This window comes from Cupriavidus sp. 01L45 (genome assembly GCF_056399885.1).
The window spans coordinates 119,442-131,541 of sequence record NZ_JBFTSG010000002.1; the positions used below are offsets into that span (position 1 = coordinate 119,442).

Annotated in this window: 11 protein-coding genes; 4 read left to right on the forward strand and 7 right to left on the reverse strand. The window is 64.4% G+C overall.

Features of this window, described 5'->3' with window-relative positions; genetic code table 11:
• Positions 1 to 19: 19 nt before the first annotated feature.
• Positions 20 to 1,774: a M48 family metallopeptidase gene (locus AC1DT6_RS02105; RefSeq protein WP_477103317.1), complete on the reverse strand. Its 1,755-nt coding sequence runs from the start codon at positions 1,772 to 1,774 to the stop codon at positions 20 to 22.
• A gap of 204 nt (positions 1,775 to 1,978) precedes the next feature.
• Between AC1DT6_RS02105 and moaC the strand changes: the two genes are divergently transcribed.
• From moaC to AC1DT6_RS02125, 4 genes are all read left to right on the forward strand, one after another.
• Entirely contained in the window at positions 1,979 to 2,461 is a 483-nt protein-coding gene (gene moaC, locus AC1DT6_RS02110) for a cyclic pyranopterin monophosphate synthase MoaC (protein WP_441629305.1), read from the forward strand.
• A 400-nt stretch (positions 2,462 to 2,861) separates the two neighbouring features.
• On the forward strand, positions 2,862 to 3,407 hold the full coding sequence (locus AC1DT6_RS02115; protein ID WP_441629303.1) for a Cache 3/Cache 2 fusion domain-containing protein: 546 nt from the start codon (positions 2,862 to 2,864) through the stop codon (positions 3,405 to 3,407).
• 743 nt (positions 3,408 to 4,150) lie between these two features.
• On the forward strand, positions 4,151 to 4,633 hold the full coding sequence (locus AC1DT6_RS02120) for a hypothetical protein (RefSeq protein ID WP_441629301.1): 483 nt from the start codon (positions 4,151 to 4,153) through the stop codon (positions 4,631 to 4,633).
• 83 nt (positions 4,634 to 4,716) lie between these two features.
• Entirely contained in the window at positions 4,717 to 5,250 is a 534-nt protein-coding gene (locus AC1DT6_RS02125) for a YMGG-like glycine zipper-containing protein (RefSeq protein WP_441629299.1), read from the forward strand.
• A gap of 79 nt (positions 5,251 to 5,329) precedes the next feature.
• Here the strand turns inward: AC1DT6_RS02125 and AC1DT6_RS02130 are convergent, their stop codons facing one another.
• The 6 genes from AC1DT6_RS02130 to recX all read right to left on the reverse strand — a co-directional run bounded on the left by AC1DT6_RS02130 (position 5,330) and on the right by recX (position 11,977).
• Positions 5,330 to 7,177: a PglL family O-oligosaccharyltransferase gene (locus AC1DT6_RS02130; protein WP_477114428.1), complete on the reverse strand. Its 1,848-nt coding sequence runs from the start codon at positions 7,175 to 7,177 to the stop codon at positions 5,330 to 5,332.
• 158 nt (positions 7,178 to 7,335) lie between these two features.
• Positions 7,336 to 8,031: a TerC family protein gene (locus AC1DT6_RS02135; protein WP_276291409.1), complete on the reverse strand. Its 696-nt coding sequence runs from the start codon at positions 8,029 to 8,031 to the stop codon at positions 7,336 to 7,338.
• A gap of 305 nt (positions 8,032 to 8,336) precedes the next feature.
• Positions 8,337 to 9,218, reverse strand: coding sequence for a succinate--CoA ligase subunit alpha (gene sucD, locus AC1DT6_RS02140; RefSeq protein WP_035869320.1), 882 nt, complete (start codon positions 9,216 to 9,218; stop codon positions 8,337 to 8,339).
• Positions 9,219 to 9,299: 81 nt separating this feature from the next.
• A complete protein-coding gene (gene sucC / locus AC1DT6_RS02145; protein WP_441629294.1) occupies positions 9,300 to 10,466 on the reverse strand; it encodes an ADP-forming succinate--CoA ligase subunit beta in 1,167 nt (388 codons plus the stop codon).
• Between the two features lie 68 nt (positions 10,467 to 10,534).
• Positions 10,535 to 11,209: a DUF2889 domain-containing protein gene (locus AC1DT6_RS02150; RefSeq protein WP_441629292.1), complete on the reverse strand. Its 675-nt coding sequence runs from the start codon at positions 11,207 to 11,209 to the stop codon at positions 10,535 to 10,537.
• Positions 11,210 to 11,509: 300 nt separating this feature from the next.
• Positions 11,510 to 11,977 (reverse strand): recombination regulator RecX, encoded by a 468-nt coding sequence (gene recX / locus AC1DT6_RS02155; protein ID WP_035869328.1) that lies wholly within the window; start codon positions 11,975 to 11,977, stop codon positions 11,510 to 11,512.
• Positions 11,978 to 12,100 lie beyond the last annotated feature (123 nt).

Here is a 12,100-nt window from a genome sequence, read left to right on the forward strand (position 1 = left end):
GCGGTAGCGGGCGTGGCCGTCAGTTAGGCATGCTCTTGCTGTCCTGCTTCTCTTCGCGGAACTGGCGCTCCAGCTGGTGCAGGCGCGCATCGACCTCCGACAGCGTGTAGAAATCGCCATCGCCCGCCTTGCGCGCGATCTGCAACTGCTCGATGGCGGCCTGGTAGGCGCCATCGACCGCATACTTCTCCGCCAGCGCCTGGTGCTGCTGTACACGCCGGCCCTGCGCGGCATAGGCCCGCGCCAGCATGTCCCACCACTCGGAACGCGCGACCTCTTCGCGCGTGCGTTCGCGCAGGAAGGTCACCGCCTGGTCCGTCCGGCCGGCACCGAGCAAGGTCGCCGCGTAGCTCAGCGCCACCGCGTGCGACAGCGGAAACGCCTTCATCGATACCATGGCCTGATTCAGCGCATCCTGCTGCCGGCCCTGCGCGCGCGCCAGCTCGATCGCCATCACATCGAGCATGGCGCTGCCGGAAGTGGCGCCGGGAATATTGCCGTACAGCCGGCGGGCTTCGGCCAGGAACTGCTCCGCGGCAGCGTTGCGGCCCAGCCGCTGCTCGGCGAAAGCCATCCCGTAATACAGCGCCGGCAAGCGCACCGGTGAAGCTGCCGCCAGTTGCGTCTGCAGCGCGGCACGCACGTTCTGCAGGTCGCTAGGCGTGGTTTCCTGGATGATGCGCGCACGCATGCGAGCGAACTCGTATTCCGGGGTATTTGGCACCTTGCGCACCGCCACATGGCTTACGCGGTCCTGCATGTCGGCGATCCGCTCCGAGGTGAGCGGGTGGGTGCGCACGTAGGCCGGCACCGAATTCTCCGAGATGCCCATCACCCGCTGCAGCCGCTTGAAGAAGTCAGGCATGCCCTGCGGATCGAAGCCGGCGGCGGTCATGATCTGGAACCCGACCCGGTCGGCCTCCCGTTCCGCCCCGCGCGAGAACGACAACTGGTTGGAGATGGCGGCCGCCTGCCCGCCCATGGCCAGCGCCGCGGCCGCATCGCCGCTCTTGGTGGCCGCCAGTCCCGCGAGCACCATCGATGCCAGCGCGATCCACATCGACTGGTCCTGCGTGGTGATGCCGCGCGCGATATGCCGCTGCATCACGTGGCCGATTTCGTGGCCGAGCACCGAAGCCAGCTCGGACTCGGTATCCGACTGCACCAGCAGGCCGGTGTGCACGCCGATGTACCCGCCCGGCAGCGCAAAGGCATTGATGGTACGGTCGCGCACCGCGAACAGCTCGAAGCCGGTCGCAAAGGTGCCGGCACCGTTGGAGCCGGAGATGTTCTGCCGGCGCGCCGCCTGCACCAGGCGATAACCAAGCATGTTCAGGTAATCGGCCAGCAGCGGATCCGACACATAGTCCGGATCGCGCCGGATATCGCGCATGATGCGATCGCCCAGGCGCTTTTCCATATCGGGCGTCAGCGACGCCGTGGACGGGTCTCCCAGGTCGGGCAACTGCGCGCCGTTGGTCTCTACCACCGTGTTGTTGCTGCGCAGCCCGAATTCGGACTTCTGCCCCGCCTTGACGCTGCGGTTCAGGTTGTCGTAGACCTGGTCGCTGCCACCGCCATCCGTCCCCGTGGTGGCGGCTGCGGCGGTGCGCGCGGGATCGTTCAGCAACACGCGCTGCTGGGGCCAGGCGGGTAACGCCATCGTCAGCGCCAACAGTGCCGCCAGCGAACGGCGCGCAAAGCGCCCCGGTTTCGCGGACGCGCGCAGGGGTACGGCCGCGGGAACGGCATCGGCATGGCGCACGGGGCCCATGCGAGATTTGAGGCGCGCCTGTCGGGCGGGCGAGGAGAGCGCTCCGGCGAGCGTTTGGTTCTTGCGCATATTGCTATGATAGCGGCCTCCGGAGGCCATTCCCACCGGGCATCGCCCGGTCTTGCCACGCCCTGCCCCGGCTAGCGCGGCAAATGCGGCGGACGCCTCCGCCACGCTTTCCTCTCGACTCCGCAGGTCCATGCCATGAGCCAGCTCACCCATTTCGATTCAGCCGGACAAGCCCATATGGTAGACGTCGGCGCCAAGGCCCATAGCCACCGCGTGGCCGTGGCCACCGGCACCATCACCATGCTGCCCGCCACATTCGCGCTCGTGCGGGACGGCACCGCCAAGAAAGGCGATGTGCTCGGCATTGCCCGCGTGGCCGCCATCATGGCCACCAAGCGCACCTCCGACCTGATCCCGCTATGCCACCCGATCTCGCTCACCAAGGTAGCGGTGGACTATGCGCTGGACGAAGCCAGCGGCACCATCCGCTGCACCGTGCGCACCGAGACGCACGGCCAGACCGGCGTGGAGATGGAAGCGCTGACCGGCGTGCAGGTGGCCCTGCTGACCATCTATGACATGTGCAAGGCGGTGGACCGGGGGATGGTGATGGGGGATGTGAAGTTGCTGGAGAAGCATGGGGGGAAGTCGGGGGACTGGGTGGCCGGCGACAGTTAAGCGATTGTTTTATAAGCCTTAGCCTGACGCACGTCATCACCCGCCCTGCTGACCAATTGCCTCATTGCCTTGACGGCAACGGATGCCATGGAGTGACGCAGAATCGATTTTGACCAAATTTTCTCCAAATGGTCACGGGAGATGGAATCGATGCGGCATTGGGAACAAGCGGCAGGCACGGGTTTCGCGCAACGGATTTCCACCGGAAGCAACGACTTCGATCGCGCCCAATTCGTTGAAATTCCCGCTGTCCCCAAGTAATGGTCTCCATAAGTGCTATTTGCCATCGTGCTGGTAAGCAAATCACGGCAACCTATACTCCAGACGGATGAATGGGCAATCGATCCTGTCCCGGGGATGTTGCCGCCCCGTTGCATCGGCAATCCTGTTCGGAGATGACATGATGCCGAATGTAAAGCGGACGAATTTCATTTTACGCTGGGTTGTCCTGGCGGCACATGGAATTGCATTCTCGATTTTTCTCCCCACCGTGGGTCACGCACAATCGGTGGACAACGTCAGATACGCCATGGTGCTGTTGAAGATGAAAGTGCTCAATTTGGGCGCACCGGCGATCAAAGGAGAAGAAGCCGTTGCCGGAAAACCCGCACCGGCCTTGTATTTTGGCGCTAACAAGATGAACAATAACTTTGCCGTGGTTGACGATGTGAAAAACACGGTGGGCGGTACCGCAACGCTATTCGTGAAGAGCGGTGAGGAATTCATCCGTGTGGCAACGAATGTGCAGAAAGACGATGGGTCGCGCGCCATTGGCACCGTACTCGATCCCAACGGCAAGGCTATCGCGGCAATTCGCGGCGGTGGCGCGTACTATGGCGATGCCGACATTCTCGGAAAGTCCTATATCACAGGCTATGAACCGATACAGGATCCCCTTGGCAGAGTCATCGGCATCTACTACGTAGGTTATCTCAAGGCGCAGTGAGTCTGCGTAGGCTCTACTTTATACCCCGCGTCGCCACCCCGGCGACGCGGGGCCCCGAAAGCCCGCTCACAGTAGGCGACACTACCGGCAATGGTCTGAACACTACTCCGAAAAAGCGCTATCCACGATAGCTTTCGGCCAAATTCCCAGGCATTCCGAATAGCACACTAAGCCTTGCTTCTACTTAAGGCACTTCCACCACACTTTCCCCTGACCAGCAATCTATTTCCAGATTTTGTCGGGATGCGCGCGACGCCATTATGGTCCGACGAAATTCCCTTATCAAATCCAAGAACCATCTCCTTGGACGGATCCGATCGAACAATGATTTTCCTGGTATCCAGTTCGATGCCATCAAAATTACCAACAACATCGGTTATCCCCAAGACACAAACGATTGACGGACCGCAGGAGCCCGTTACGTTCTTGGTTTCGACTTCATCCAGGGATTTCTCCCCTCTGCGCTTGCAGGGCGGGCGGTGGCCCACAGCAATCAAAGATGGATCCCGCCGGATCTCTGGCGCGCGCCTGCAAGTATCCGATCCGCATCACAGCCCCCCGCCTCTCTTATCCGCCATGACACACGCTTACGCCGTGGCCCCTTCCGCTGTAACAAGCGTAACGCCGCATTTCGCCAGCAGGGGGCACCGCRCCACATGCGTCAAATTGGTATTCAATGCAGTTAAGGGGGTGCAGGTGCAGCCCCGCGGGACATCGTTCCGCGTCGATCCAGGGTGAGCAACATGAACGGGCGTAGGGTTGGCCAGCTTTTGCTGGTGTTGGCGGCGCTGAGTGCGGGCGGGACGGCCCTGGCAGGCGGCGGCCACGGTGGAGGCGGCGGCGGCGGACATGGCGGGGGAGGCTGGCACGGGGGCGGCGGCTGGCACGGCGGCGGTGGCTGGCATGGCGGCTGGCACGGGAGCGTGGGGATCTATGTCGGGCCCGGCTTTGGGTATGGATACGGTTGGGGCTACCCCTACTCCCCCTACTACTACCCTCCTGGCTACTACTATCCGCCCGCGGCAGTGGGAGTGCCGAGTTCTCCACCGCAATACATAGAGCAGGGCCAGGACGGATCGTGGGAAATGAACAGCGGCGCTGTCGCGGCACCGGCGCCCCGGCAGGAGGCGTACTGGTATCACTGCGCCAGGCCGGATGGCTACTATCCGTATATCAAGGCGTGCCCCGGCGGCTGGCAGAAGGTTCCAGCGCAGCCACCCGCCTAGCGCCTGGAGCGCGCGTTTCCAACCTGCGGCGCGCAGCACCGCTGTGTGCGATGTTTCGATGACCGAGGTACCGAGGTGCCGAGATGAAAGCCTTTGACCGTCCCAGCTTGCCTGGACTCCCGATCTTGCTGAGCCTGCCGCTGGCAGCGCTTGTTCTGGCCGGCTGTGCCGTGATGCCCAGCGGTCCCAGTGTGATGGTGCTGCCAGGCACCGGCAAGAACTTCGACCAGTTCCGGGCCGACGACTATGCCTGCCGCCAGTTCGCCTTCGGCCAGGTGGGCGGCGTGACCGCAAACCAGGCGGCAACCAACAGCGCGGTCGGCAGCGCCGCGGTCGGCACCGCGCTGGGAGCGGCAGCGGGTGCGGCGTTCAATGGCGGCTCCGGCGCGGCAGTGGGTGCGGGCATCGGCCTGCTCACCGGCGCGGCGATCGGCTCGAGTAATGCCCAATACGCCGGCTACGGCAGCCAGCGCCAGTACGACGCTGCTTATGTGCAGTGCATGTACGCCAGCGGTCATCGGGTGCCGGTCTACGGCAATATGGCGGCGGCCCCGCGGCCTGCCGCCCCGACTTACTACTATCCGCCGCCCCCTCCGGGCTACTACCCGCCGCAGTAACCCTGCGAGCCCCGGCCCGGGGTGCCGCAGCCGCGTACGGGCAGACTCCGCGCGCCGCGATCCGCCCGCCGTGGAGCGCTTATTCCGGCTTGCCCTTGTTGCGCGCCTTCACCCAGTCGCAGAAATCGCGCGGCCGCGCCGCCGCGTCGACTTCGGCGCAGAAGCGGGCCAGTTCGGCGARCTGGTTTGCCTCGTCGCCAGCAAAGTAGAAATGCAGGCGCTCCAGCCATGCGCGGCCCTGAACGGGATCGCCGCTCAAGGCCAGCAGCCAGGCGGTGCGGGCAATCAGCGTAGGCGTGGGCAGCAGGTGGACGGCGGCGATATGGGGCGCCAGCAGCTGCGCTGCATTCTCCGGCGTGATCCTGGCATCCTCGGTCGCATCCGCCGCGGCGGCCTGGCGAAACCAGAAATGCGGCATCGGCAGCGCTTTCCGGTGTTCGTCACGCGCATATTCGCGTGCCTCGGCACGCCGGTAGTCCTGCCACATGGTGGCAAGGATGACGGTCGTAGCGCCGATGAACGCCCCAACGGCCAGCACGGCAAGCCAGCGCGGCGTGCGCACGCGGCCGAACCCCGAGGGCTCCAGCCAGCCCAGCATGAAGCAGAACGGCAGCATGAAATACAGGTAGTGCAGCGGGTACTCCAGCATCGAATGTGCGCATAGCATCGCCAGCCACGTGAGCACCACCACCGTCTGCGCCCGGTCCGGCCCGTCTCCAAGCCACAGCCGCCGGTGCGCTACACGCCATAGCCACGCCAGCAATGAGAGCACGACACCGGCGGTGCCGACCAGGCCCGTTTTCGCCAGCAGGTCCAGCAGCGCGTTGTGCGCATGCAGGGACATTTCCACCGTCACGCCGACTTGCGCCAGCTGCTGGAACTGCGCCCAGCCGAACTCGCCCCAGCTCACCCCCAGCCAGGGATGCGCGCGGAACATTGCCCAGGCGTGGGACCACAGCGCCCCGCGCGCCGACACCTGGTCGGCTTGCCCCAACTGCGCCAGCGTATCGAACAGGCGCCAGTCGAAGACGTGCCCGGCGCTCTTCATCAGCGGCTGCAGGATCACCAGCACCACCACCATCGCCACCGCGGCGAAGGCAAGCCCGGCTGGCCGGCTCATGGGGTTGTGACCGGCATGGCCCGGACGTTGCATCGCACCCGGCCCGTCCCGCCCTGCCCCGCGCGCCATCCATGCGGCGAGCAATGCGTAGGCCGAGGCCAGCCCGACATGGAGGACACCGGTGCGCGATCCGGACAACACGATACCGCTCTCCAGCAACAGCACCGCCGCCAGCCAGGCTGGTGGTCGCAGCCAGCCGCGCGCGGCCAGCCACACGGCTGCCGCAAGCGCCAGGCCCTCAACCGTGGCCTGGTGATTGGGCTGGTTGAGGTTGCCCCACAGGCGTCGGTTGTCGTCGTAGAAGTAGGTGGAGACCATCCCGAACGTGTCGGACTCCAGGCCGAAGACCTGGACCCACTGCGCCAGCGTGCCGAGCAATCCGGCCACCAGCCAGGCAATCGCGAGCGCATCGGTCATCGCCTGGCGCTCGAGCGGAGACGCTGTCCGGCCTTGCCGCCAGGCTGCCCATATCACTGCGGCGGCAAGCGCGAGCACGAGTTCGGTGATCAGCCGGCTGCCCGACAGGTCCCTCATGCCGGTTAGCCCTTGCGTGACGCCGGTGGCGATCAGCCAGAGGGCAAATACGACGATCCACGGGAACTGAGCGGGAACGTCCCGATAAGCGAGCCCCGAGGCTTGCGGGTTTGCCACGGCAGCAAGCGCGATGACGGCCAGCGCGAACAGCAATGCCGAGGCCCATTCGCCATAGAAAGTGGCAATGGGGAGCGTGTGACGGGAGACCAGTAGCGGCGCAATCAGTGCGACGGCGAGGAAGCTGAGAGGTATGGCTGACCGGGAGGGCAGCATGCGGGGCGCCTTGTTATGCCTTGTTGGCAAAAGGCGGATGATAGCTCGGGGAGCAGGCAAAGAAAAAGCGCCCGAAGGCGCTTTTTCTTTCCGGACGGGCCGCACGCTGCCGTGCGGCCCGTCCATCGACAGACCGTCTGCCGACGGACTATTGTCCGTCAGGCCGGTTGTACCGACCGTTTCTGCAGCAGCTTGCCCACCACCACCACCAGCGCCGCGCCGATTGCGCCAAACACCAGGTGCGCATGCGGCACATGCATCTCGAACCACGCGGCGTCCACCGGATCGCTCACCAGCATCTCGCCTGCCAGGTAGCCCAGCAGCGCCGCGCCCAGCACGATGATGATGGGGAAGCGGTCCATGACCTTGAGCAGGATGGTGCTGCCGAACACGATCAGGGGAATCGACAGGCCCAGGCCAACGATCAGCAGCATCAGCTGGCTGCCTTCCGGCCCCTTCTGCGCCGCGGCGGCCACGGCCACCACGTTGTCGAGCGACATCACCAGGTCGGCGATCAGGATGGTGCGGATCGCGGACCAGATATTGTCCTTGGCGTCGTGGCCGTCCTCGTCGTCTTCGCCGGTCAGCAGCTGCACGCCGATGTAGACCAGCAGCAAGGCGCCGACGATCTTCAGGTAAGGCAGGCTCAGCAGCTTGACCGCGGCCACCGTCAGCACCACACGCATGATGATGGCGGCGGCACTGCCCCAGAAGATGGCTTTCTTCTGCTGGGCGGGCGGCAGGTTGCGGGAGGCCAGTGCGATCACCACGGCGTTGTCGCCGGAGAGCACGATGTTGGTCAGGATGATGGATCCCAACGCGATCCAGAACGCAGTGGAGGACAGCAGTTCCACGGTAAAGCTCCTCGAGTTTCTAAATTATGATTCGAACGCCACATATGTACCGATTATCACCGGTGCTTACGGAATTTCGGATGTCTGAGTCTTCAGACATGAAGATTTACCGTATCAAGCTTTCGATTCGGTTTCAATCGGCATGTCGCGCGCCTCCGGAGATACCCTAGGTGACTGGCGCTCCAGAATGAGATGCCCCCGCACGGAGGCGGGGGCATCGAGGTCCGATGTGCGGTTGCAGTCATGCAGCCGCACCGGCTCCGGCAATCTCTCCCGCCCGCGGGCGGAAAAGCTGCTGTTCGGTATTACAGGATCGACTTGAGCAGGCGAGCCATTTCCGACGGATTCTTGGTGACCTTGATACCGCAGGCTTCCATGATTTCCAGCTTGGCTTGCGCCGTGTCGGCACCGCCCGAGATCAGCGCGCCGGCGTGGCCCATGCGCTTGCCCGGAGGCGCGGTCACGCCAGCGATAAAGCCAACCACCGGCTTCTTCATGTTTTCCTTGATCCAGTAAGCCGCGTTGGCTTCGTCCGGGCCACCGATTTCGCCGATCATGACCACGGCGTCCGTTTCGGGATCGTCGTTGAACATCTTCATGATGTCGATGTGCTTCAGGCCGTTGATGGGGTCGCCACCAATGCCCACTGCCGACGACTGGCCCATGCCCAGCGCGGTCAGCTGACCCACCGCTTCATAGGTCAGCGTGCCCGAGCGCGACACCACGCCGATGCGGCCCTTGCGGTGGATGTGGCCCGGCATGATGCCGATCTTGATTTCATCAGGCGTGATCAGGCCCGGGCAGTTGGGTCCGAGCAGCAAGGTCTTCTTGTTGCCCTTCACCATCTTGTCCTTGAGCTCCATCATGTCGCGCACGGGGATGCCTTCGGTGATGCAGACCACCAGGTCCAGGTCAGCGTCAACGGCTTCCCAGATCGCGGCAGCGGCGCCGGCGGGCGGCACGTAGATCACGGAAACGGTGGCGCCCGTCGATGCCTTGGCATCCTTGACGCTGGCGTAGATGGGAATGCCTTCGAAGTCTTCGCCGGCTTTCTTCGGGTTCACGCCGGCAACGAAGCAGTTCTTGCCGTTGGCGTAGTCGCGGCAGCCACGGGTGTGGAACTGGCCGGTCTTACCGGTGATGCCCTGGGTGATGACCTTGGTGTCTTTATTGATCAGAATCGACATGCTGTAATCCTTTGCTTGGCTCAAAGCAGCGCGCGAAGGCCTGGCCCCGGCGCGCTGCTGGCGTTCGTGTTCGCGTCTGGCTTACTTGCCCGCGGCAGCGGCCACGACCTTCTGGGCGGCTTCTTCCATGGTGTCGGCCGCGATGATGGGCAGGCCCGAGTCGGCCAGCATCTTCTTGCCGATCTCTTCGTTGGTACCCTTCATGCGCACGACCAGCGGCACGGACAGCGACACGGCCTTGGATGCAGCGATCACGCCTTCGGCGATCACGTCGCAACGCATGATGCCGCCGAAGATGTTGACCAGGATGGCCTTCAGGTTCGGGTTCTTGAGCATCAGCTTGAAGGCTTCGGTCACCTTCTCGGTGGTGGCACCGCCGCCCACGTCGAGGAAGTTGGCCGGCTCGCCGCCGAACAACTTGATGGTGTCCATGGTGGCCATGGCCAAGCCGGCGCCGTTCACCAGGCAGCCGATATTGCCGTCCAGCGAGATGTAGGCCAGGTCGAACTTCGAAGCTTCGATTTCAGCCGGATCTTCTTCGTCCAGGTCGCGGTAAGCGACGATTTCCGGGTGACGGAACAGGGCGTTGGAGTCGAAGTTGAACTTGGCGTCGAGCGCGATCACCTTGCCGTCGCCGGTCAGGATCAGCGGGTTGATTTCAGCCAGCGAGGCGTCCGTGTCCCAGAATGCCTTGTACAGGCCTTGCAGGGCCTGGCGGGCTTGCGCCACGCTTGCGTCGGGCACGCCGATCTTGCGGGCGATGTCGTCAGCGTCCGCGTCGAGCAGGCCGGCCGACGGATCGATGATCAGCGTGTGGATCTTTTCCGGGCTGTGGGCAGCGACTTCTTCGATGTCCATGCCGCCTTCGCTGGAGGCCATCAGGGCCACCTTTTGCGAAACGCGATCGACGACCAGGCTGACGTACAGTTCCTTCTTGATGTCCGCGCCTTCTTCGATCAGCAGGCGGTTGACCTTCTTGCCTTCCGGGCCGGTCTGGTGCGTGACCAGCGTCATGCCCAGGATGTTGCTGGCGTAGGTCTTGACCTCGTCGATGCTCTTGGCCACCTTCACGCCGCCACCCTTGCCGCGGCCGCCCGCGTGGATCTGCGCTTTGACGACCCATACCGGGCCGCCCAGTTGTTCAGCAGCCTTCAGGGCCTCATCGACCGAGAACGCGGGGATGCCGCGCGGAACCGGCACATTGTATTTGCGCAGGATTTCCTTGCCTTGGTACTCATGGATATTCATGCGTGTTTCCTTTCGGGTAGGCGTAAAAAGTGGAGATGGAATCTCGGCGGATAGCAGGCCGGCCTGGCTTAGCCAGAGGTGCCGGTAGGCCTGCGGGACGTGGCGCCGCCATCGGTGGCGGCGAGCGCCTCCGAAGGTTGCGCCGCCGGGATCGGCGACCCTTCGGTCTTGATCCTCGGCTTTGGCTGGTGACCATACCAGCGCGGGTAAAACTGGCGCACCACCTCACCTTCGAAATGCAGGGCATGGCAGCCGTGCAACTGGTAAGGCGGTTCGGGATTGGTGTCTTCGGTGCCGGCGTCACGGATATTGAACACGTCGCCGGCAAAGGCCTGGATCGCGGTGGTCGGCAGCACGCCGGCCAGCTCGGTCAGGTGGGTGCAGCCCGACACGCCGGACAGGCGCTCTTTCACCGCCTTGCGGAAACCCTTCATCAGGTTCAGGCCGATCAGCTTGCGATAGGCCGGGCCGATGGTGTCGCACTGGCCGGGATACGGTACCCAGTCGGAACAGGCGTCGGCGTCCACGACGTTCATGCGCAGGTCAATGGTGATGCGCAGCCACAAATCATGCAGCGGCTCGCCCAACGGGCGCACGCCACCACCGGCAAGCGGGATCTCGCGGGGCTTGGTGTCGGTCAGGCGCGCTTCGATATCCCATAGGCCATCGTCCCTAAGATAGGCCTCGGCCGTGATGGCACGGCGGTGGCGCAGGGCGCGATTGACGGGCGGGGAAAGCGGCATAACACCAGGCAGGAGCGGGAGAAAAGGACGGCTGGGCCGGAAAACCGCAGGATTTTAACATGCCGGACAACTTTGGCCGGGAACAAACTGCACCCAGGGCTGTTGCCGGGAATTGTCGTGTGACGGGCAAGCGCTGTGGAGCGTCAAAATGCGCGGATGCGCGGGACTGAACCGGTGCCCGGATCACATGCGGTCAGCGCGGAATACGCCTACTGGCAAAACAGGTATGCGCACCGCGCCGGTGCAAGACGCCATCGCGGCATCACTTCGGACCGCGATCCGGCAGGTCCGCCCACGGCATCAATCGCTGCCGTCCAGCCACTCATCCGCCCCCTTGATCACCTGGCTCACCACCGAGCGGGAAAAACCGCGCGCCACCAGAAAGCGGATCTGCCTGGCCTTTTCCTCGGGCGTGGCGGGTGGCGTGCCGAAACGCTTCTGCCAGACCGCGCGGCCACGCTCCAGTTCGGAGCCGCGCAGGCGCTCCTGCAGGTCGGCGAGCTGTTCGCCGCCGAGCTGGTGGGTGCGGGCTTCCTGCATGACGCGGGCGGCGCCATAGCGGCTGGCGCGCCGGTGCACCAGGCTATCGACGAAGCGCTCGTTGGACAGCCAGTTCTCGCGCTCCAGCGCATCCAGCAATTGCTCAAGGGCTTCGGGCGATTCGGCGTGCGGGGCCAGCTTGCGTGCCAGCTCCGCCCGGCTGTGCTCGCGCCGCGACAGGTAGCCTACGGCGCGGGCCTTCAGGGAAAGAGGGGGACGGGTGGCCATGAGGATGGAGCTCGGCAGTGTGAGCTCGACATCGAGCTGTGAAAATGCGCTTCAAAAACGCAAACCGGGGCGGCGCGCGTCGCTGCGCGTGCCGCCCCGGGCGGGGTTCGCGGCCGGGAGCGC